At 61.3% G+C, this 22319-nt stretch carries 20 protein-coding genes and 1 other annotated feature; of the genes, 10 read left to right on the top strand and 10 right to left on the bottom strand.

Features of this window, described 5'->3' with window-relative positions:
• Positions 1-2 precede the first annotated feature (2 nt).
• The 4 genes from HND55_13530 to HND55_13515 are packed head-to-tail and all read right to left on the bottom strand — an operon-like array spanning position 3 to position 6094.
• Positions 3-320, bottom strand: a complete 318-nt coding sequence (locus tag HND55_13530; protein QKK03592.1) for a P-II family nitrogen regulator — start codon at positions 318-320, stop codon at positions 3-5.
• 15 nt (positions 321-335) lie between these two features.
• Positions 336-3443 carry an efflux RND transporter permease subunit gene (locus HND55_13525; GenBank protein QKK03591.1) on the bottom strand — a complete coding sequence of 1036 codons (3108 nt, stop codon included), beginning with the start codon at positions 3441-3443 and terminating at the stop codon, positions 336-338.
• A 9-nt stretch (positions 3444-3452) separates the two neighbouring features.
• A complete protein-coding gene (locus HND55_13520; GenBank protein ID QKK03590.1) occupies positions 3453-4739 on the bottom strand; it encodes an efflux RND transporter periplasmic adaptor subunit in 1287 nt (428 codons plus the stop codon).
• A 2-nt stretch (positions 4740-4741) separates the two neighbouring features.
• Complete coding sequence (locus tag HND55_13515; protein QKK03589.1) at positions 4742-6094, bottom strand: TolC family protein; 1353 nt, start codon at positions 6092-6094, stop codon at positions 4742-4744.
• A gap of 224 nt (positions 6095-6318) precedes the next feature.
• On the opposite strand from HND55_13515, the gene HND55_13510 reads away from it, so the two are divergent.
• Positions 6319-6474, top strand: coding sequence for a hypothetical protein (locus tag HND55_13510; protein ID QKK03588.1), 156 nt, complete (start codon positions 6319-6321; stop codon positions 6472-6474).
• Between the two features lie 146 nt (positions 6475-6620).
• Here HND55_13510 and merR read toward each other — a convergent pair whose 3' ends face one another.
• Entirely contained in the window at positions 6621-7055 is a 435-nt protein-coding gene (gene merR / locus HND55_13505) for an Hg(II)-responsive transcriptional regulator (protein QKK03587.1), read from the bottom strand.
• Positions 7056-7216: 161 nt separating this feature from the next.
• On the opposite strand from merR, the gene HND55_13500 reads away from it, so the two are divergent.
• From HND55_13500 to HND55_13485, 4 genes are read left to right on the top strand one after another with little or no spacing between them, the layout of a single operon-like run.
• Complete coding sequence (locus tag HND55_13500) at positions 7217-7615, top strand: mercuric transport protein (GenBank protein QKK03586.1); 399 nt, start codon at positions 7217-7219, stop codon at positions 7613-7615.
• 41 nt (positions 7616-7656) lie between these two features.
• Positions 7657-8010, top strand: coding sequence for a hypothetical protein (locus HND55_13495; GenBank protein ID QKK04114.1), 354 nt, complete (start codon positions 7657-7659; stop codon positions 8008-8010).
• On the top strand, positions 8003-9457 hold the full coding sequence (merA, locus tag HND55_13490) for a mercury(II) reductase (GenBank protein QKK03585.1): 1455 nt from the start codon (positions 8003-8005) through the stop codon (positions 9455-9457). The genes HND55_13495 and merA overlap by 8 nt, the downstream gene beginning before the upstream one ends.
• Before the next feature lie 47 nt (positions 9458-9504).
• Entirely contained in the window at positions 9505-10860 is a 1356-nt protein-coding gene (locus HND55_13485) for an NAD(P)/FAD-dependent oxidoreductase (protein ID QKK03584.1), read from the top strand.
• 693 nt (positions 10861-11553) lie between these two features.
• On the opposite strand, the gene HND55_13480 is transcribed toward HND55_13485, so the two are convergent.
• On the bottom strand, positions 11554-11928 hold the full coding sequence (locus HND55_13480) for a DUF2384 domain-containing protein (GenBank protein QKK03583.1): 375 nt from the start codon (positions 11926-11928) through the stop codon (positions 11554-11556).
• 389 nt (positions 11929-12317) lie between these two features.
• Here HND55_13480 and HND55_13475 point away from each other — a divergent pair, with 389 nt between their 5' ends.
• On the top strand, positions 12318-13145 hold the full coding sequence (locus tag HND55_13475; GenBank protein ID QKK03582.1) for a hypothetical protein: 828 nt from the start codon (positions 12318-12320) through the stop codon (positions 13143-13145).
• 20 nt (positions 13146-13165) lie between these two features.
• Here the strand turns inward: HND55_13475 and HND55_13470 are convergent, their stop codons facing one another.
• Positions 13166-14608: a DUF2779 domain-containing protein gene (locus HND55_13470; GenBank protein QKK03581.1), complete on the bottom strand. Its 1443-nt coding sequence runs from the start codon at positions 14606-14608 to the stop codon at positions 13166-13168.
• Between the two features lie 56 nt (positions 14609-14664).
• Complete coding sequence (locus HND55_13465) at positions 14665-15978, bottom strand: PD-(D/E)XK nuclease family protein (GenBank protein QKK03580.1); 1314 nt, start codon at positions 15976-15978, stop codon at positions 14665-14667.
• A 356-nt stretch (positions 15979-16334) separates the two neighbouring features.
• Between HND55_13465 and HND55_13460 the strand changes: the two genes are divergently transcribed.
• From HND55_13460 to HND55_13445, 4 genes are all read left to right on the top strand, one after another.
• Positions 16335-17660 (top strand): hypothetical protein, encoded by a 1326-nt coding sequence (locus HND55_13460; protein QKK03579.1) that lies wholly within the window; start codon positions 16335-16337, stop codon positions 17658-17660.
• A 193-nt stretch (positions 17661-17853) separates the two neighbouring features.
• On the top strand, positions 17854-18840 hold the full coding sequence (locus tag HND55_13455) for a WYL domain-containing protein (GenBank protein ID QKK03578.1): 987 nt from the start codon (positions 17854-17856) through the stop codon (positions 18838-18840).
• A gap of 349 nt (positions 18841-19189) precedes the next feature.
• Positions 19190-19483, top strand: coding sequence for a DUF1778 domain-containing protein (locus tag HND55_13450; protein QKK03577.1), 294 nt, complete (start codon positions 19190-19192; stop codon positions 19481-19483).
• A complete protein-coding gene (locus HND55_13445; protein ID QKK03576.1) occupies positions 19476-19991 on the top strand; it encodes a GNAT family N-acetyltransferase in 516 nt (171 codons plus the stop codon). Before HND55_13450 ends, HND55_13445 begins: the two co-directional genes overlap by 8 nt.
• Before the next feature lie 320 nt (positions 19992-20311).
• On the opposite strand, the gene HND55_13440 is transcribed toward HND55_13445, so the two are convergent.
• Positions 20312-21531 (bottom strand): IS3 family transposase gene (locus tag HND55_13440; GenBank protein ID QKK03575.1). Its coding sequence is split into 2 segments (ribosomal slippage): positions 20312-21243 and positions 21243-21531, totalling 1221 coding nucleotides; the frame shifts between segments, so codons are not numbered across the junction.
• Positions 21137-21253 (bottom strand) — a sequence feature (AL1L pseudoknot). Its footprint overlaps the gene before it by 117 nt.
• 12 nt (positions 21532-21543) lie before the next feature.
• Complete coding sequence (locus HND55_13435) at positions 21544-22248, bottom strand: DUF4397 domain-containing protein (protein ID QKK03574.1); 705 nt, start codon at positions 22246-22248, stop codon at positions 21544-21546.
• Positions 22249-22319 lie beyond the last annotated feature (71 nt).

The raw sequence follows: 22319 nt of genomic DNA, 5'->3' as shown, positions 1-22319 counted from the left end.
GGTCAATCAATCGCTCGGCCGTCCTCGATTCGTCGGGCCGTCGACAGATCGCTTACCGTCACGATCCCGTCGCCGGGGTGCCCCTCGCCGCTTCTGGCGCTGGACAGAATGCGATCCACGATGTCGTCGACGCGATCGGCTTCAGCGTTGATTTCGAGCTTGACCATTTCGGTTCTCACGAGACCGTTACCGTCGTCAGTAGCGTGGCCGTACTCCTGGACGGGCACCACGGCGATACCGTGGTGCCCGCCAACCCTGCCCAGCGCATCGATGACGTGATCGACTAATGCGGGGCGGATATAGGCTTTTATTTCGAGCATGAGTTCACTCCTCCGTTAACTAAAATCAACTTCTCGGCGAGGTTCGGCAAACCAGCGATAAACCGCCGGCAGCACCAATAGCGTCAGCGCTGTCGATGTAACCAGACCGCCGACAACCACGGTTGCCAGGGGGCGCTGGACATTGGCACCGATGCCGTTCGCCAGCAGCAGGGGCACCAGGCCCAGAATGGCCACTGATGCGGTCATGAGTACGGGCCTGAGGCGGCGTTCGGCACCCAGACGCACGGCTTCTTCCAGCGAGCGACCGCGTTCGCGTAGTTCATTGATGTAGGACACCATGACCACACCGTTGAGTACGGCCACACCGAACACAGCGATGAACCCCACCGCGCCGGGCACCGACAGGTACTGTCCGGAGATCCACAGCGAAAAGATGCCGCCGGTGACCGCGAAGGGCACGTTGAGGAAAATCAGCGCGGCATAGCGCATGCTCGAAAAGGCCATGAACAGTAGCAGGAAGATAAGTCCAAGCGTGATGGGCACGACGAGGTAGAGCCGGGCCATGGCGCGCTCCTGGTTCTCAAACTGGCCGCCGTACTCGACGAAGTAGCCGGCCGGCATCTCCACTTCCTCGGAAATACGCTGCCGGATGTCGTTGACCACGCTACCCATGTCGCGGCCGCGCACGTTGAGCTGCACGAACAGTCGGCGACTGGCCTTCGAGCGCGAGATCTTCTTGGGCCCGCGGTAGACCTCGATATCGGCAATCTGCGACAGCGGGATGAGGGCCCCGGCCGAGGTGCGGAAATTGAGGCTTCGGATATCATCCACGCTGGCGCGCGCCGGCTCCTCCATGCGCACGAAAATATCGAACCGGCGAATGCCTTCGAAGACCTGGCCGGCCTTTGCGCCGCCGATACCGGTCTCGACCACGCCGAGCACTTCGTCGAGTGAGATGCCGTGGCGCGCCAACGCTTGCCGGTCGGGCCGCACGACAATCTGCGGTTTGCCGCCTTGCTGCTGCATCCGCACGTCGGCCGAGCCCTGTACCTCCCGGGCAATGGCGGTTACTTCTTCGCCGATTCGGGCCAGCTCGTCGAGATCCTCGCCGTAGATGCTGATGACCACTTCGGCCATGATCCCGGACAGCAACTCGTCCGTGCGAAGCTGGATCGGCTGCGAGAAGTTGTTGGCCAGGCCCGGCACCTCTTCGGACAGGCGCTCGGCCATGGCCGTCTGTAACTCCTCGTAGTCGCGCCCGCTTTTCCATTCGTCGAGCGATTTGAGCGCAACCAGCGAGGCGACCACGTTGACGGGTTCGGGATCGCCGCCGACCTCTGCACGGCCGACGCGTGCATACACGCCGGTAACTTCCGGATATTCACGTATGACGTTGGCGACCCGGCCGGCATACTCGTTTGCGGTGTCGAGATTGGCGCCGGGCGGAAGGGTCGATCGCACCAGGAAGGTGCCTTCCCTCAGGGTCGGGACGAATTCCGTACCCAGCATCGGGAACAGCGCCAGCCCGCCGGCGAACAGCACCAGGGCTACTGCCACGGTGCGCTTGGGATACGCCAGTACGCCATCCAGCAGCGGCCGATAGCCTTTGCGTAGCCAGCCGACCAGGCGAGGCTCGCCGTGCACGCTGCCCTTCTTGAACAACAGCGTCGTCAGGACCGGGACCAGTACCAGGGCGATTAGCAGGGAGCCGGCCAGCGCGAAGCTGATGGTATAGGCCATCGGCGAGAACATCTTGCCTTCCACGCCCTCGAGCGTGAACAGCGGAAGGAAGACGATGATGATGATGGCGATGGCGAAAGCGATTGGTTTGGCAACCTCCCGTGCAGCCTCACCGACCAGACGTGGAAGTGAGATGTCCTCTTCCTGTCGCTCTTCCATGTGCCGGAAGATGTTTTCGATCATTACGACTGAACCGTCGACCATGATGCCGATGCCGATGGCCAGCCCTCCCAGACTCATCAGGTTGGCCGACATGCCGACGTATCTCATGGCGATAAAGGCCACCAGCGCCGACAAGGGCAGGCTGACGATCACGATCAGGGTCGATCGTATGTTGCCCAGGAACAGCCATAGCAGGGCGAGCACCAGCACGGCCGCCTCGAGCAAGGCCTTCTCGACCGTGCCCACGGCTTTGCCGACCAGCTCAGCCTGCGAGTAATACGGCTCCATGCGCATGCCCTCGGGCAGGGCGTCGTTGATGGTCGCAACCTTGGTTTCGATGGCCGTGAGCAGATCCTGGGTATTGGTTCCGATCAGCTTGAGAACGAAGCCGCCGACGGCTTCTTCGCCATTCTTCATCAAGGTCCCGCGACGGATGGCCGGCCCGAATTCCACATCGGCAATGTCGCCGAGATAGACGGGGGTGCCTCCTTGTTCGCTGATCATGATGCTGCGCAGATCCTCGAGCCCCTTCTCGCCGGAATCGATCCAGCCGTAGCCGCGGACGATGTACTCCTCGCCGCTGCGCTGGATGAAGGAAGCCCCCACGTTCCGGTTGTTAGCGGCCAGGGCGGCACGGATATCCCCCACGGTCAGGTTGCGGGCCGCCAGTGCCTGCGGGTCGAGGTTGACCTGGTACTGCTTCTCGAAGCCGCCGATCGACAGGACGCCGGTGACACCGGGAACGGTGCGGAGCTGCGGCTTCACGATCCAGTCCTGGGCCTCGCGCAGTTCGGTCGGCGTATAGTCGGCGCCTTCTGCATTCTCGACCGTGTACATGAATACGCGGCCCAGGCCGGTCGTCAGCGGGCCGAGTTGCGGATTGCCCATGCCCTCGGGAATTTCCTGGCGCGCCTGGGCCAGGCGCTCGTTGACCAGGCGGCGGGCAAAGTAGATATCCGTGCCGTCCTTGAAATAGATATTGACGCGCGACAGCCCGAAGATGGACGTGCTCTGAACGCGCTCGAGGCCCGGCAGGCCGTACATGGCAATCGAGATCGGATAGCTGATCTGGGTTTCCACATCCTCCGGTGACAACCCGGGGCTGGCGGTAAAGACCTGCACCATGGTGGGGGTGACGTCCGGGAAGGAATCGATCGGGACGCTGCGGAAGGCGAATATCCCGGCAATCAACAACGCCGCGGCGAAGACCAACACCAGCAGCCGATTGGAGAGCGCCGTTCGAATCATTGCATCGATCATGAATCTCTCCTAGTGCGAGTGGGCCGCGCTGCGGGTGGCGGCGGTCAGCGCCGACTTCAGGTCGAAGGCACCGGAGACCACCACGGAGTCCCCGGGCGCGAGACCCGCGAGAATTTCGACGACGCGGTCGTTTTCCGCTCCCAAGGTGACGGGAACAGCCCGGAAATGACCGGTTTCTTCACCCGGTACGAACACGATGTCCTGGCCTTCGAGCTCCTGTACCGCGTCGAGCGGCACCAGCGTGCGATTGGCGGCCTCGCCGATCTGGACTCGGGCCGTGCCGAACATGCCGTCGCGCAGCACCCCGTCCGGATTGTTGATGCCGGCGCGTGCGGTCAGCGTGCGCGATTCGCGGTCCAGGCTGCTGGAAATCCAGTCCAGTTCGCCGGAAAAGCGCGTAGTCGGCAGGCTGCGCACCACCAGATCGACCGACTGCCCAGCTTGGAGAAGCCCGGCGTCCGACTCGCTCGCTTCAATCATCAGCCACAGGGTCGAGGTGTCGACGATCGTCACGGGCGTTTCGTTGGCGCCGACGGTTTGCCCCGGCACCACGTCGCGGTGCTGGACGGTCCCGTTGATGGGGCTGGTCAGGATGTAGCGGGAAAAGGGCACGTCGGCGTCGGGCTCGACTGAGTCGATCTCCTGCGGCGACAGGCCGTAGAGGCGCAGTTCCTCGTCAGCGGAGTCGTGCTCGGCCCGAGCCTCGGCCAGCAGCGCGCGCGCCTCCTGGAGCTCAGCGTCGCTGGTGATCTCCTTCTCGTTGAGTTCGTGCTCTCGCTCGTACTGCGCGCGAACCGTATCGAGTCGAGCCTTTGTAGTAAGGTGCCGCGCCTTGGCCTTGCCCAGCGCTACGCTGTCGAGTTCAACCAGCGGGTCGCCGGCCTCGACACGATCTCCGAGGTCGGCAATGACGCGCACGACTTTGGCCTCCAAGCGGGGGCCGACCCGTGCAATTCGGTCCTTGTCGTAGGTTAAGGTCGCCGGTGCAGAGACTGTGTCGCTTGCAGAGCCCGAAGTGGCGTCCTCGATCTGGATCGACAGGCGTCGCTCCTGGGCAGCAGTGAGCTCCAGGGTACGAGTTTGCTCACTCTCGTCGTGTGCGTCTTCGCCCTCGTGTCCTGCTTCCTCACCCTCATGGCCGGCTTCTTCCCCGCCGTGATCGTCGTGGTTGTCGGCGGATTGGGCGGTCGATGAGTTGTCGGCGTTGTGGTTGGTTTCGTGGCTCGCTTCGTCCGTGCCGCAGCCGACCAGGACTGCGACGAGAACGAGGCCCAACAGAATATTCAATCGGTTCATGATCAGGATTCCTTCTGATTGGTTTCGGGTTCCGAACTCGGCGCCGGCTCAGCAGGACGGCCGTGAACAACCAGCAGGCCTCCACTGGTGCGTTCGAGATCGGAAGCTGCCTGAATGAAGGCCCGTCGGGCCTCGAGGTAGGCGCGGCGAGCCTGCAGCAGGGATTCCTGCGCCGATGAAACGGCCGTGATGCCGACCTCGCCGGCGCGAAAGGCCTCATACGTCAGGCGAACGTTGTCCTCGGCCGAGGCCAGTACCTGCCCCGACACGGCCTCGATCCGGGTCTTGGCGACCCGGTAGTCGGCGATGGCGCGCTCGAGTCCGACTCGGACTTCCAGCAGTAGGGCATCGCGCTCGATCTGGGCCTTCCTGAGATTGGCCTGCGCCTCCTTGCGCTCGCCGCCGTAGCGATGCAGTACCGGCAGCGGCATCGATACACCCACCCCCGTGATGTCCTCCTGTTCTTCCTGCTCGTAGAAACCGAAGACGGTCAGGTTGGGGATCAACTGGCGACGAGACAGGGCCAAATCACTCTCGGCAGCAGCAATATCGGCAGCGGCCGCCGCCAGATCGCCGCGATGGGCCACGACGCGATTGAGCAGCTGACTTCGGGGCGGCAGGTCCAGTGCCCGCAGGTTGAAGTTGCCCGAGACCTCTACTTCTTCCGGCACCTCGTCGGCCATCAGCTCGCGCAAGCGCGCGCGAGCGGCGTTCTCGTTCGCCCGCGCTTCGGCCAGGGCTGACTTTGCGCGGCCGACGCCGATCGAGGCGGAATTGACCTCGATGCGATTGGCCTCTCCCGCTTCCTTTCGCGACTGAGTGGCCTGCTGGATTTCCTCGGTGACGGCCACCGCGCGCTGCGCGGTTTCCACGGATTCGCGCGCCACGAGCAGGTCGAGAAAGGCTCGGCGGGTTCGCGCGGCGACGGTGAGTTCCAAAAACTGGATCATTGCCCGCGCGCTCTCGACTTCCGATTGGCGGGCACTGCGATTGAGACCTCGCTGGCCGCCGATCCACAATTCCTGGGAGATCTCGACCCCGAAATCCGTGCTGGTTCTGCCCGGACCGGGCGGGTTGCGCCGGCGTTGCTGGACCGAGATTTCGGGGTTGGAAGGCACCCATCGACTGGCGTGCTCAAGCCGGGCCCGTGCGGACAGGATTTCCTGCCGAGCGGCATGCAGCTCGAGATTGCGTTGCACGGCCGTGGAAACGGCCTCGTCGAGGGTCAGTGTCTTTGCAGAAGGCGGCTGTTCAGATTGGGCCGCGACCCACAGCGGCGCCACGAGAGCGACGGCCGCGACTATTGCGGCTATCACTCCACGCCCGCTCGAGCGGGCACGGTTTGCAGATTGCATTGATTCGATTCCCTGTTGTTCAGCGTACAGTTGCGATCAATGACGGCCCTGGGCAGGCGGTCATCGCAAGAGGTTTGACGCGGAACTCAGGAAATAGGGGGTCTGAAGGGGGAGTCTCGACCGCTGGAGGTCGGTAATTGAATGATGCCTTCAAGCGAGGCAGTGCGCTTTCTCGGGGGCAGCAAGTTGGGTAGAACAGGTACGGCCACCAGGTGAGAGCTGGCGTGGCAGTGGTGGTCACAGAACTCACCGCCCTGTTGACCGCCCTGCTGATCGCCGTGCTCGATCAGGCTCGAACCTTCCTCATGCGGCTCGGCGGACACGGCATGGCCGTCCATGCTCCAGCCGAGTCCGGCGAGGAGCACGCTCAAGGCCAATAATTTGCAGATCGCTTGCTGCATCGCGTAGAGCTTAACATGCGGAAAACAGATGCCGATTGCCGGCCTATTTTTGGAGCACCGATAGCGTGTCAAAGTTCCTTCCGAATGTCAGGTTCTGGGAAGGGAGAGTCGCCGATACGGCTTTATTATGGTTGCGTCCGCACGATCCCCGCTGACCGTTCGCGTAACGACACGATCAGTGGGCAATGAATGCTACCTTCCTGCTGTTGGCATTCACTAACCAGTTCAGTCAGAACACGCTCTATGCTTCCCAGCACGACGATTTTTTTCCGCACGTCAGCGAGCTTTTTCTCGGCTAGCCCACGTGCCTCGTCACAGTCCGTGCCGTCATCGAGTCGCAACAATTCTGCGACCTCATCCAGACTGAATCCCAGTTCCTTTGCTGTCCGTATGAAGTGGAGCCGCGCTACGTCGGTCGGCCCATAACGGCGGATACGGCCATATGGGCGTTCAGGTTCGCGAAGCAGACCGCGGCGCTGGTAATAGCGAACGGTTTCGACGCCGACCCCGGTTTCCTGAGCAAGCGCGCCGATCGTGAGTTGCTTGGTCTTATCGCCCATAGGAGCTCCAAACCCCGTAGTTCGGTACGGATATACATTACCACTGGCACCCAAGCTGCTGCCGAACACGATCCCGATTACGCTGAGGAAAGGTCTTGATTCTGTACCAAGGTACGGGTCTATGCTCGTCACTAACATTGACCTAAAGGAGTTTTAAGAAAATGAGAGACTCCATTGACACTTCCATTGAGTCCGATTCGGCTGAATCCGGTTCCAGCGGCGGCGACAAGGGACTTCTAGCCTTGGGTGGGCTGGGCGCGGCGGTCGCCTCGGCCTGCTGCATCCTCCCCTTTGTCCTCGTCACCCTGGGCCTGGGTGGGGCCTGGCTGGCCAACCTGCACGCGCTCTATCCCTATCGCTGGCTATTTATCGGTGCAGCGGCAGTCGCCCTGTTTTTTGCCTGGCGACGGTTATATCGGCCGCAGACCGAGTGCGCCGATGGCGAGGCCTGTGCCGTGCCCACGGTAAAGCGAGTCTATCGGGTGCTGTTCTGGGTCATTGCCGGCCTGCTCGCGCTGTCGGCGGTTGCCCCCTACTTGCTTGGCGCCATCCTCAACTAAACGCATTCAAACCGTATCGAAGGAGATATGAAGCCATGTTCATGACATTTAATCCAATTGGCGATCGCCTGGCGATCGTGGCCACGCTAGTTCTTGGCTTGTTTCTGCTTGCCGGCTGCAGTGACGAGCCGGATGCGCATGCATCCGCTGCCGAAGACGCGACTGAGCGGCGCGAAGTGGTGCTGTCGGTGCCGGACATGACCTGCCCGACGTGCCCGATCACGGTCCGGCGCTCGCTGCGCGGCGTCGACGGCGTATACGAGGCTGAAGTGGATTTCGAAACCAAACAGGCACGCGCGGTGTTCGACCCGGCGCGCACCGATGTCGACATGCTGATCGCTGCGGTCGAGAATTCGGGGTTCAGTGCCACGCTCAAGAGCAAAAGCAATGAATGACACGAACAAGACGGAGTGTTGCGATAGCGATACCCCATCCCCGTCGGACGACAGGCTGCATGTCGCCATTGTGGGCAGTGGCAGCGGCGCGTTTGCCGCAGCCATTCGGGCCGCGGAGGAGGGCGCCCGGGTGACCATGATCGAGCGCGGCACCCTCGGCGGGACCTGCGTCAACGTAGGCTGCGTGCCGTCCAAAATCATGATCCAGGCCGCGCATGTAGCCCACGTACGATCAAGCAGTCCCTTCGATGACGGCATCTCCGCCACTCCACCACAATTCAATCGCAAGACGCTTGTCGCCCAGCAGCAGGCACGGGTGGAAGAGCTGCGCCAATCCAAGTACCAGTCCATTCTGGACGCCCACGAGGCGGTCACCCTGATCCGTGGCCAGGCGCGCTTTGTCGACGGAGACACACTGGATATTGAAACTGAATCCGGCGCCCATCAGCGCCTGACGTTTGATCGTTGCCTGATTGCGACCGGCGCCCGCCCCGCAATCCCGCCCATTCAGGGCCTGGCGGACACGCCTTACTGGACCTCCACCGAGGCCCTGGAGAGCGATACGATCCCGAAGCGCCTGGCCGTGATCGGTTCGTCGGTTGTAGCCGTCGAGTTGGCCCAGGCTTTTGCGCGTCTGGGCAGCGAGGTGACGATTCTGGCCCGCAACACACCGCTTTTTAGAGAAGACCCGGCCATCGGGGAACACCTGACCAAAGTCTTTCGGGAGGAAGGCATCGAGGTGCTGGAATACACCGAGGCCAGCCAAGTCGATCATATCGGCGATGAATTTCATCTTGCGACCAAGCGGGGCACGCTCAAGACCGACCGCCTGTTGGTTGCCACTGGCCGGGCGCCCAATACAAACGCGCTCGGGCTCGACACCATCGGCGTGGAGACCGGAAGGAACGGCGCAGTGATTGTCGATGACTACATGCGAACCAGCGCCCCTGGCATCTATGCCGTTGGTGACTGCACCAACCAGCCGCAGTTTGTCTACGTGGCCGCGGCGGCGGGGACCCGGGCAGCCGTCAACATGACCGGCGGAGCGGCGACGCTCGATTTGCGCGCCATGCCGGCGGTAGTGTTCACCGAGCCCCAGGTGGCCACAGCCGGCTTGTCCGAGGCCCAAGCAAAACTCAAGGGCATTGAGGTCGACACCCGAACACTGGATCTTCAGAACGTGCCCCGGGCCCTGGTCAACTTTGATACCCGTGGATTCATCAAAATGGTGGCCGAGGTCGGCTCGAGCCGTCTGATCGGTGTGCAAGCCGTGGCAACCAATGCAGGAGAGCTGATTCAGTCCGCCTCGCTTGCCATACACCAGAAAATGACGGTCAAGGAGCTTGCCGATCAGCTGTTTCCGTACCTCACGATGGTCGAGGGGTTGAAGCTAACGGCACAGACATTTACCAGGGACGTCAAAGAGCTTTCCTGTTGTGCCGGATGAAATAACTTCGGGGAGATCTGCGGGCAACGCAAGTGAGGAGAAAACAGATGGCCGATAAAACGTATGACCTGATCGTAATTGGCACCGGCACTGCCGCCAGCGTCACCGCCTTTGGCTGTCGCAAGGCCGGCTGGTCGGTCGCGATTGCTGACCATCGCCCGTTTGGCGGCACCTGCGCGTTGCGCGGCTGCGACCCGAAGAAGATGCTGATCGCGGCCACCGAGGTGATCGACAGCTACGAGCGAATGAGCGGTATCGAGACGGTGAAGGGCAAGCTTTCCATCGACTGGCCCGGACTTCAGCGCCACAGGCGCTCCTTCACCGATTCGGTGCCGGACAAGCGCGAGCAGGCGTATGCCAAAAAAGGCATCGATACTTATCACGGCCGCGCCCGGTTCACTGGCGCGAACTCGATCGAGGTGGACGGCAAAACGCTCAAGGCCGAACACATCGTCATCGCCGCCGGCGCCGAACCGGCCCGGCTGCCCATCGAAGGCTTCGCGCACCTTGCCCTGAGCGACGACTTCCTGGAGCTAAAAACCCTGCCGCGCCGCATCGTGCTGGTCGGCGGCGGCTATATCGGCTTCGAGTTCGCCCATATCGCGGCACGCGCCGGCGCTGAGGTCACGATTCTCAATCGAGGGAAGCAGCTGCTGGCCGGTTTCGATCCGGATCTGGTGGAGATGCTGGTCGAGCGTACACGCGCGCTCGGCGTGGATGTGCGTCCGGGGCACGAAGTCAAGACCGTGCGCAAGCTTGGCGACAGCTTTGAGGTGGAAGCTGAAGGGCCCGAGGGTCAAGTCACCATCGAAACAGACCTGGCCATTCATAGCGGCGGCCGCGGACCGGCCTTGGAGGCGCTTGACCTGGATGCCGCCAACATCGCCTGCGACAAAGGCAAGCTGAGCCTCGACGAGCATTTTCGCAGCACGTCCAATCCCGCGATTTATGCCGCCGGCGATGCTGCCGGCGGGCCGCTGCCGCTGACCCCCGTGGCTACATTGGAAGCCCACGCGGTGGTCGATAACCTGCTGGAGAACAAAGACGCGACGGTCGACTACACCGGCATCCCCAGCGTCGTGTTTACGCTGCCGTCGCTGGCCCGCGTGGGCCTGCTCGAGGCCGAGGCCAAGGAGCAAGGCCTGCACTTCAAAGTTAAGCACGAAAGCGTGCCCGGCTGGTTCACCGCGCGACGCGTCAACGAGCCGTGCTATGCGTACAAGATTCTGGTCGAAGAGACCAGCGGGAAGATTCTCGGCGCCCACCTGGTCGGCCCGGAAGCCAGTGAGGTGATCAATCTGTTCGGCTTTGCGATGCGCAGCAGCATGACGGCTGACGACCTCAAGTACGCGACCTTCGCTTATCCTACGGCGGCTTCCGACATCGAGTCCATGCTCCCCTGACGTCTGCCAGTCGGATGTGACCTTTTCGAGGGCGGTTGTTTCTGACCCCAACAGGGGGGGGGTCTACCCCGCCATAACGGACGTATCCATATAGCCCTTGGAGTTCCCATGTGCTGGTGGACCGCGATAGACAATTCCATGAAACCGGTGAAGGGCCAAATGAGGTTGGGGCGGCTGCAAGGGTTTCGGGTGAACCCTTGCAGTGCCCTGAAACCCCGGCACACCCAAAAATCCCACGAAGTGGGTGCCCGATTCTGTCAGCGCTGTGCCAGGTTACTCCACCGTCCCCGAATGCCCCAGCGCGGAGAGAGCGGCCGCCCGGCCGCGGTTGTTTGCTGCCAGGCGAGTAGACGGTTGGCCGGGCGGCCGCCAGGTGAGCGTAGCAAGAACCGGTGGTCCGCGCTACAGGAGCGGTCACACCTCATCGGACGGGAAGTTCCGTCCGGAGTTGAGCGCTCGGCGCGCGCTTCACAGTCTCAGCAACCAGTGAAAGGTACGGCCGCCCGGCCTGGGGCTTGCGTTGGCGTTGGCAGTAGGGGGGACGGCCGGGCGACCGGGATTTGCGACGTTAGCACAGGCGCGCAATGGTGACTACAGGGTCCGGCGGTCTATCGATCTCCCTGGATCGCGATCCGAGGCGGGTGGTTTTGACGGTGTAGGCGCGAAAGGACGGCTTTTTCTGCAGTTCGCCAGCTACTCCTGCCAATAGGCTACGGGCTGCATCGACGGGCTGTACGACGAGAGGAGTCCCATCACTCGATTCATCCCTTCCTGGCTCTTGAGGGTCAATTCGAGCGGGATCTCGTCAAAGAGAAGCGGATTAGGAGAGTGCAGGAAGCTTCGGGCCATTTCCTGGTCCTGAAGCCCGCGAAACGCCATGAGCCAGATGGAAGCCAGCCGATAGACCAGGTGGCTCTCTCGGGTGCCCAGCCGTTCACCCTCCCTTGCGGGGCCAATCGCTGCGGCTCCTATGAGCGACTCGACGAGTTCCGGATTTGCCGGGGCAATGGCATGTGCAACGCGATCCAGCGCCTCACCTGGGAACCCCTTCGAGAAAAGCTCGGTCATTTCCTCCTTGGGGAGTGGATGCGATCCGGGGAGGCCCAGGAACTTAGCGACTTCCCCATACATGGGGCGCGGGTTCCCGGCCGTTCGCGGGATTTCGTTGTTCCTCGCCTTCACTTCATTGCTCCTTGGTCAGGAAGCCGGAAACTTCGCAAGCGGAGTTGTGAGCCGCTGCATGGGGATCCCGACTGTAAGCTTCCGTTGCCGATCCGCTCCGATTGACATTGGTAGCCCTTTCAGGCTACGATCGTTTCCGCAGTATGGGGCTTATTGCGACGTCTGCTGTCGCAAGAGCAGTTAACCTGTGACGGATTCATTGCCTCAATGCAGCATTGTCTGGATTGCGGGCGAGGCTCGATGCAACGCCAATTTCCGAATTCAGAGGGGTAGAGATGACAGACCAACGCCTGACTTACGCCATGGTGAATCGCGAGGAGCGTTTTTTTTGCATGCTCCTGTCACACTGCCTGCTTGCAAACGATGGCGCGCGCCAGGGCTTCGCAAAGGTAGTCGAGGAGAATCAAGAGATTCCCAGCCTGTTCTCGGCCTCGCCCGATCTTGCCTTATACGTTGAAGTCGCCGCGTTACGGGATTTCTGGCGCCACTTGGGCAACCCTAACTCCAAGAACCCGGACGTCGAGGAGAAGAGGCTCAGATTTCTACGCAAAGCCGTGGATTGGGCAAACACACTGGACTTGGGCGGCGCAAAGGGTTGTGCGCTCATTCCCTTTGAGCTGCTGGAGAAATCCCCGGGAAGTCCGTTGTGGACCGAAGGAGGAAAGAGTAGCCACGAGCCAAAGCTTTGGAGTCCAGCCCGCTGGTCAATGAAGGGTCTGGATGAATTTCCGCTGTCCAAGCCCTGCGCCAAACGCCTCATGCGCCTGCGGTGGGCCTTTAATGCCAAGCCGGATATTCTGGTGCTCGAGGGTCGGAGGGGGCTGCTGATCGAGGCAAAAGTCGAATCTGGCGGCGGATCGAATCGAGATGGTTACGATCAGGTCCAGACCCAGCGAGATATCCTGAGCCTTTGGAAGCATCTCGAATTGCCGGGGCTGGATGGCACCATTCATCTTGTAACGTTGGGTAAGGGTCGTCCGTTAAACAAAGAGGCGCCGCATCTGACATGGCAGAGCGTGCTCGAGGGCATTGGGAAGGAGAATATGGATCAGTTCACCTGGGAGTGCTTCAGGGACTCCGAGGCACTCGGCGTTGATCTTTGATTTCTTTGAAGTGTGGGATCCTATGACGTGGCACGCGTTCGCAGTTCTCGCATCAGATCAACCATTGCCAGCGTGTCCAGAGCACAGTATTCTCGCAGGTCGGCGAACACCTGCTCACGTCGCGCGCTGGACTCGTCGAACAGAGCGGTTTCATAGGCGATTGCGGCTGCCATTCCGTCCGAGATGGACAAGCCGGACCAGTGCTCGCCCTCGATGAGCGCTGGCAGCACGCTCTTGATGGAGAATGACCCCCTGAAATCGGGGTGGTAGTAGTGATCCCGGATGACCGGAAGCAGGTCCCAGAGGCGAGCGTTCAGAGCAAGCAGGGGGTCACGGAGGTCTGTGAGATGCTCGGCGAGTTCACCGATCATCCTGCGCTCATAGCCCGAATAGACAATGATACTGCCCCGGGTTCCGACGGTCTCGAGCAACCTTTCGGCCAAGGCGCGCCGCGGATCAGTCGCCTCCTGATGTAGATACTCCCGATGGGTCAGCTCGCCGCCGGCAGATTCGATATGAGCGGAGAACTGGAAGGGAATGGCCTGGAAGGGCCGCATGCCAGGATAGGGAGGCAGGGCCGGCTGCCAGGCTTCGAAGTCAAGATAGAAGAGCGGCCGCTCGGGTTCGTCCAAGACTGCATGGAGTCTGGGGGAAATCCAGGGCTCTCCCGAAAGAACAGTCTGGCGGATTCTTTCTTGCAGCGGTGTGAGTTCAAAACCATCCGGGATCTCCGGAATGGCCTCGATGCCGAGCGCCTCGAGCCGCTCCCGGCGTGCGCCGTTTAGCCGGTACAGATCCGATATTGGATGCTTGGGGGTCTCGATGCCCTCTGAGCAGGACCCATAATAGGGGCACTCATAGGGCGTAAAGCAGTGCTCCCCCACGGCGATGTCAGGCGGATTCGCGGCCGCGAGCACTTGGTGGAACTCATCGACAGTTTTTCCAGTCCCTTCCAGCTGCTCTCGGCAGAAATCGGTTGCATCTCCGAAGCGAAACAGCAGGTCAAGATCGTACGCGCCCCCGGGATAGACATACTCGCGATTGAGCACCAGAATGCCCGCCTGGTGGATGGTCAGGCCTGCGCCTGTTGCAACCCAGTACTGAATGGCCGCGTCGCGTTGGAAAACTTCCTTGTCCGGGCGCGTTGAGGCCTTCACCTCCACCAGATCCCAGCCGTCTCCATTTCGAGCGAGCACATCAACCCGAACGAAGACACCCTCGTGCTCCAGGGCGGCCTCGTAGATCGCCGGCACCGCGGGGTCGGACAACAGGCGATTAGTCTCAGCGATGGCCTCCTCGCGCTCCCAGGGCTTGAAGCCGACGAGCACCCCACCTGGGTAGCGCTCCTGCGCCAGTTCACCGATGGCCGTACCCCGGTCGAAGATCGCTTGCTGGGTGTCCGAGAAGGGTGTTGCCAGCTCGCGCCGATAGATGTCGTTCCATAGGCGAAGGGGGCACTGCATGCCCGCGATAAATCGAGATTTACTGAGTCGCGGCGCGTTTCGGGTGGATGTTCTGTTCATTTCTCGTATCTCGCCTGGTGGTCCTGTAGCAACGACTCGATCTGCTCGAGGTCTTTAAGCAGCGATTCCGCGTGCTCAATCAGAGCCTTGGCCAGATTGTCGAGAGTAACGTCTGTGCCTGCAATTTCGGAGAGTGGCCTGTACCGATACTGAAACTGCACACCAAATCGGCATTGCGTCTTATGTCGACGCTTCTTGGACCTCTCGTCGATCGATTCATCTTCAGGGCCGGATTCTCGCCCGGGTGGCCAGAACGATACGGGGCAGCGCTCATCGCAAAACAGATCCCATGCGATTGCCGCAGTCTTGCTCGGGCGGGACCCTTCGTTTGGCTTCTGCGCCAAGTGACCTGGCCTCGGCCATTCGATATAGCTTCTGAACTGCTCGCCTTGGACCTGAAAACCGATTCCAACCGGAATGTCATTATCGGGCCATGCGTGTTCGCCCAGAGCGCAGAATATGCCTACCAGAGGCTGTGAGTTCGAGAATCCGCTGTAGACGCTAATCTTCGAGGCTTCGAGGTGTCGGGGCGGGCGTTGCCATTCGACTTGGCTCCCAAACCGCCTGGCGAGCGCCTCATGGACCTTCGCTGCGACCTTCTGGCCCTGCCGCTTGCCGAAGAGGTCGTTCAGTTTGTGCAATCTCAGCCATTCTGCATCGGTGCCTCCTTTGAGACTGCTGCCGGCACTGTTCCAGGTGTGTCTGCTCTCATCACTGGCTACGTGGAGCAGGCACCTGACGAACGTTACGTAGTCTTTAACGGTCGCGACGTGATACGGACTGGCGTCGCGCGGCATTTGCTCCAGCAGTGCGGTACTCAACGTACCGTAATCAATACAGCGCCAATAACCGCTCGGCAGTTGGCTTCGATCGCAGTCGTCGGGTGTCAGGGTCAGAAGAATGAATTCCCGAGAGTCCCGGCTCGGTTCGATTTTCTTGGCGATTGTCTCGTAACGATCCAGCTGTTCTTTGTACGGGAGCGACTTGAGTTTGTTCTCGATGACCAGGAGGCGCCTGCGTCCAATCCGCGCGACAAGGTCGAGGTTCCTTTCCTCGCGTGTGACTTCGACGGTTTCGCCACTCAGACTCTTGTCAAGCCCTGCGCTGGATAGAACGGCATTGATCGTCGTCGGGTAGGTGTTGAACACCCAGGCAAGAAAATTGCTGTGAAACAGCTCCTTGGACGCCAGCGAAATGTTGGCGATGGGTGAGTGTTTCAGGTCGTTGAATTCAGTCATGATCCCCCCAGCGTTGTAGAGCGCCTCATCAATATCGTTGTCGCCTTTGCGTGTGAGTTCGCCCCGCTCCAAACATCTTATTGTGAGCTTCGATTGCCGACTAGCGTAGCGCATCTCGAGCGGGTAGCAGGATCGCGATTTGTGGCCGGGCACGGAGAATAGAGCGTCCATTGACGTAAGCTTGGCCGCAATTTGCGACATTCCGTGTCGCAAAATGGATCTACCCTGCGTCCTCACCCTAGCTGGAAAGAGACGTGATGGTCACGGTAGTACATGGTCGCCAGTCCAGCAGGCCGGACTCGGGAACGGCGAGAACCGCTGCAGACAAGCTGACCCACATCAGCAGGCGAACGCCGAAATGGGCCCGAATGCGTTCTCGGAGCTCCGAGCGGCGTATTCGGGTCGAAGTCCTGGAGCATCTCACTCTCATGGTCGACTTCGAGAGCCGAGAGTGCGCCTGGTTCTGGCGGCCTGCTCGGGGCAAGGCGCTCAGAATGCGCAATCCGCCGGGGCTGCTGCGGCCCCTGGATGACGCCAATGTTCTTGCATTGCTGGGCCAGTCCTACGTGGAACCAGGCTTCCACTATAGGAAATGCAGAATGCCGTCGCTTTCTGAATGCCAGAACGCGATGCGCTTGGAGATTGCCCGCAATCCCGTGCTTCGAAACTGGGCGACAGAGTGGCGGCAGCTTGTGCGAGAGGTGCTCGGTTCCGTGCTTGATCTCGCCGAGCGCTCCAGAACGGATGCTGAAGTCGATCTGGCGCTAAGCGACTTCAACCGGGTGTGGCAGAGGGAAGGCGAGTTCGTGGATGTGGCGAACAATGCTCCTGAGCTATTGCCCTTGCTGAACCTGTGGTTCGCGTCAGGGCAGGAGCAGGGGGTCCGCAGCCCAGCCCTGAACGTGCTCAGGGAGGCGATTTGCTCCTCGCCGGATTGCGGGCCGGCCACTTGGCGGTGGCTGTTGCACTGGGGTGTGAGTTCGTCTTTGGGTTTCGTTCTGGCGGTGGAGCCGGATATCCAGCCATCCCGGCGATGGCGCGTGATCACCAGATTCCTTGGCCTCTGGACGCGGGCTGGACTTCCGCCAGCGCTGCCGCCAGCCATAGTGCGCGAGTGGGGACGCCGGGAGAATCCGATGTCGTCGTTCAGCGATTACTGCCCCGATCGATTGGCGATCTTTGCGCGCCAGATCAGCAAGAACCTGTCGTCGCAGCGCCCTGATGAAATCGCGGAGCAACTGATGAGGCTCCGTGACGTCGCCGTTCGCCCGGATTCCAATCAGAAGCGCTCGGGCTGGAAATGGCTTGATCGCGAGCTTCAGCAACTTTGTCCTGTCTATCCCTGTGATCCAGCCACGCTAAATGCGCTTCGGCAGAGACCACCTGAGGAAATAGTGGTTTCCGGAGTGCGTTTCGTCAGTCTCTCCACGCCCGCCGAGGTGCTCGAAGAGGGTAGAGCCCTGAACCACTGCATGGCTGACCATCCGCTTGGGATCGCGCGATCCGGCGACCTCCACTACTCCCTGCGTGATTTCGAGACCAATGACCGGATCGGGACGCTATCCGTCACACCCTGTCGCGAATCGTTGGTTCTCAAGGAGCTGGCAGGCCCCGGCAATAGTGACCCTTCGCCAAGGATGCTGAGCGCCGCTCAGGCGCTCTGTCAGGTTCTGGCGGCACCACGGCAACTTGCCCGCGAGGGATCTGGAGTGCCCCGGATCTATCCTCCAGGGAGTGAGCTTGGCTGCCCGTGAGGTGAAGCCCCCACAAGCACCCCACACGGCGAGGCAGCCAAGCTCAACGAAACGGAAGAGAGGTGTGTTCTGGAGCCGAGCTCACGAGCGCAAGCTTCGCTCCACCCACAATTTGCAACTGTTTTCAGGATATGAGAGCTTTGCGACAACTAATGTCGCTAGGAGGAGTGGGGTGCGAGATACGAGTTTGCGCTTGCTGGCCACGCTGAGGGCGATCCCGAGACGGCCTCCGGGCATCACCTCCAAAGAGCTTAAGGCCAGGCTGGCTGCGAGAGGGTACGAAGTCAGCAAGCGGACGGTCGAGCGGGATCTGGTCAAGCTTTGTGACCAGTTCCCGCTCGTTACGGAGGGCTCGCACCCTGAATACTGGTCCTGGATGCCGGGCGCGCCGGAACAAGCGCTGCCGGGCCATGACCCAATGTCGGCGCTGACTTGGCAGCTGGTCGAAGAGTACCTTCAACCGCTCCTGCCTCTCAGCGTCCGGGAAGAGTTGGAGCCCCAGTTTCAGTCGGCCAGAAACTTTCTGAAGGAGGCCGGAAGCAGCAAGCTGCGACGCTGGAGGCAGCGTGTGCGTTACCTGCCGCGGGCGATGCCGCTCCCTCCGCCTAAGATTGAGCCCGATGTGCTCGAGGCGGTCTACACGGCCCTGCTGGAGGGCCGGCAGCTCGAGGTTCACTATCGTTCGCGTGGCCAGAAAAGGTCCAGGCCCCTGACCCTGAATCCTCTGGCGCTCGTCGTGCAGGAGACGGTCTACTACCTGGTTACAGTGGTGGAGCCATTTGAAGACACCGTCCACACCGCCTTGCATCGAATGAGCCGCCCAGTGGTCCTGGAATCGGCTGTCAGAGAGCCAGAAGGCTTTGATCTCGATGCCCACATCCAGGCAGGGCGCTTCCAGTATGCATCCGGTCGAATGATCCGCCTGGTTGCTCGATTCGATGAATATGCAGCCCAGGCCTTGCTGGAGGCGCCGCTATCCGCTGATCAGAGCGCCAAGACATTGAACGATGGGCGAATTGAAATAGCCGCCACCGTCATGGAGTCGAGCCAGCTGATCTGGTGGCTGCTGGGGTTCGGGTCGAATGTAGAAGTAGTGGAGCCCCAGGAACTCAGAGCCGCACTTTCTACGGAGATTGAACGGCTGTGGGAGAGATACTCTGGTGACAAAGCAGTAAATTGACCCGTCCGAAAAACTGAATCGCTTTGAATTTCTAGGACGTCCCGAAGCCATACGGGTCCGGAGTGAGACGGCTGGGGGAGGTCTGTGCAATGGTTTGCGGATAACACTTGCAGTGCGCCAGATTTCGGTCCATGCGGCAGGCCCGCGAAGCACGTGCCCGGTTGCTGGGACGGGCCTCCCGGAGACTCGGCCTCGAAAGCGAGTAACGGCCATGCGCATTTTGGTCGGCTGCATGGGTTGGGTGGGGATTCCAGACACCGACGCCTTCACAAGCGACAAAATGCCCACTTGCAGTCGCGGCTTCTTTCCAAGTAAAATGTATGGCAAATATCCGTACATGAGCACAACCATGGCAACCGCAATGAATCTCAAGCCGCCCGCGCGTGACGCCCGGCTGGATTTCCGACTCCAGAGTGAGCACAAGCGCCTGATCGAGCAGGCGGCGGTGGCCAGTGGCCAGACCGTCTCGGAATTTGCGCTCTCGCGCTTGCTCGATGCGGCTCGCGAGACGGTCGAGCGAGCGACGACCACGCAGCTCAGTCGTCGTGACCGCGAGGCGTTCCTGGCGCTGATCTCCGAAGATTCCGAGCCCAACCAGGCGTTGCAAGCCGCCGCCGAACGCTATCGTCGTCGAGGTGGGTGATCCCGCCTGGACGATCGAGAAGCTGAGCAAGGGGCATGATCGCAAGTCCTTCGACTGTGGCGTCTCGGACCTCAATGAGTATCTTTGCCGGTTTGCGCGCCAGAACGAAGCGGCCGGGATCAGCCAGCACTTCGTGGCCCTGGGTTCCCCGGGCTCGCATGAAGTTCAGGGCTACTATGCGCTCTCGGCAGGTGCCGTAGCGTTTGATCATGTCCCGCCCGACTTGCGCAAGCGCCTGCCGCGTTACCCTGTTCCGGTGGCGCACCTTGGCCGGCTGGCTGTCGATCGATCCGCTGCCGGGCAGGGTCTGGGAGTGCACCTGCTTGTGGATGCCCTGGCCAGAACCCTGCGTGCAGCCGACGAAATTGGAATCCATGCTGTCGAAGTGGTCGCCATCAATGACGCTGCCCGCTCGTTTTACCTGAAGTACGGATTTCAGCCGCTGATCGATGATCGGCATCACCTGTACCTGCCCATTGCAACGGTCAAGAAACTGAATCTCATCTGAAAGTGACCCGTGATCGGGGGGGCGTCTCAGGTCCGCATTCGCATTTCGAATGCCCTGCGGAAGACTTTTTGGCTGGATCTGCCGATCTAATCTGGAGAGGAAAACCCGGATAACTCATCGGGGTGCGTATCGCACTTGAATTCAGCACGCCGGGTTCTTGGAGAGTGGGCGCTTTCCGTGGCTTTAGGGATATCTCCTTTTGTCCGTCCCTACTGGACAAAACGCACTTCCGCTAGAGCGCCTGGTAGAGCCGTTCATTTGGCCGGGACGGTTGCCGATACTGAATCGCCCCGGCTTTTCCGGAGAGCTCCGTTTTTGAGTCAGGCAGCGATGGCCTGACCCGCGAGTTGCTGATAATACGCTGCCTCGAGTTCGGCCGGTGGCACGTGGCCGATCGATCCGAGCAGACGACGGTGATTGAACCAGTCGACCCAGGTCAGCGTGGCGTATTCGACCGGGCTCGCCTCACGCCAAGGCCCCTGATGGTGGATAACCTCGGTCTTGTAGAGCCCGATGATGGTCTCGGCGAGCGCGTTGTCGTAGGAGTTCCCAGTCGATCCGACCGAGCCGTCGATGCCGGCATCGCTCAGCCGCTGGGTGTAGTGGATCGACAGATACTGAACGCCGCGGTCGCTGTGGTGGATCAGACCATCGCAGTCGCCTCGGGCATGCAGGGCCTGCTCGAGCGCATCGAGCACCAGCGAGGTGGTCATCGATCGAGCCGTTTTCCAGCCGACGATCCGCTTGGCAAAGACGTCGATCACGAAGGCGGTGTAGACGAAGCCGGCCCAGGTCGGGACATAGGTGAAGTCAGCTACCCACAGCTGGTTCGGGCGCTTGGCGCTGAACCGCCGCCTGACCAGATCGTCCGGACAGACCGTGATCGGCGCCGGGCGCGTCGTTCGGCGATACGCCCCGCGGCTCACGCCCTGGATGCCCATCTCGCGCATCAGGCGCTCGACCGTGCAGCGCGCCACCTCCACGCCCTCGCGCCGCAGCTGGTGCCAGACCTTGCGCGCCCCGTAGACGCGGAAGTTCTCTTCCCAGATTGCCTCGATGCGCTGCTTGAGTTCGGCATCGCGCCGGGCGCGATCGGACCGCCGCTCCGGGCAGGCCTGGCAGGCCTTGTGCTCGTGGTACGTCGACGCGGCGATCGGCAACTGCTGGCAGATCGGCTCGACCCCGTAGACGTCTCGGTGGTCATCGATGAAAGCGACCATCACTTCGGTTCGCGGTCGAGCTCCGCCTGGGCGAAAAAAGCCGACGCCTTGCGCAGGATCTCGTTGGCCCGCTTGAGCTCGAAGTTCTCCCGCTTCAGGCGCTTGAGTTCCTCGCTGTCCTCGGTGGTCGGACCCGGCCGTTGACCCGAATCGCGCTCGTCCTGCCGAATCCACAGCCGCAAAGTCTCGGCCTTGCAGCCGAACTTCTCGGCAATCGAGTTGATCGCAGCCCACTCGGACTTGTACTGATCACGCTGCTCACGCACCATCCGAATGGCTCGTTCCCGGACTTCCGGGCTGTAACTTCTCTTGTCGTTCATGGCTCCATCCTCTCAAATGATGGAGTCTCCGGTAAAACCGGGGCGGTTCAGGCGGTTGTTGCCGTCGCCGATCGCGATCACGGTCAGATCGATGCCGGCCGGCAGGTCGACCGGGAGCGGGTCGATGAGGTTTGTCTGGCCGTCGTTCGAGGCCACTTTCAGGTCGTATTCGCCGGCCGGGATCTGAAAAAAGCCGCTCTGGGCGAAATACGGTACGCCGACGAGGTCGTTGATGATCGTGCCACCAGCGGAGCGAATGGACACTTCAGTATCGGCCGGGTCAGCGGCAAAGGAAGCAGCATGAACCACCCGGATGTTCAGATGGTCGCCAGCCGGCGTATCGGCATCGTCGACCAGCGGCCACAGCATCAGTTCCTGGTTAACGCCATCACCAATGGCCAGCACCGTGTAGCTGACGCCGCTTTCAAGGGTGAGACTGGCGCTGATGGCCGGTTCCGCGGCGCCGGTCGGGATCACGTCGATGCTGTAGTCACCGGCGGGCAGGGTCAGCGGCTCGGTGAACTCTCCGAACACGAAGTTGCTGAGAATTTCGGTGTCGTTGGCGGTGACGCTGACGCCGGTTTGCTCGATGCTCGGTGCAAAGGGTGCCGCGTGGACGATGCGCACCTCAGCGTCGGCGACTGCCGTTGCCGAAAACGCCAGCACTGCCAGGCCGGTCGTCCAGCGCGTGAGTGTGGAAGGAGAAAACATTAGCATGGTCAACATCCTGTCATTGGGGTGAGCCTCGATCTTGCACAGGACCTTTCAATGCCCGATCAATGATCTGT

It is taken from the genome of Pseudomonadota bacterium (assembly GCA_013285445.1).
Classification (GTDB): Bacteria; Pseudomonadota; Gammaproteobacteria; order Xanthomonadales; family Wenzhouxiangellaceae; genus Wenzhouxiangella.
Note: the sequence above shows the minus strand (reverse complement) of the source record. Positions and strands in the feature narration are given on the sequence as shown.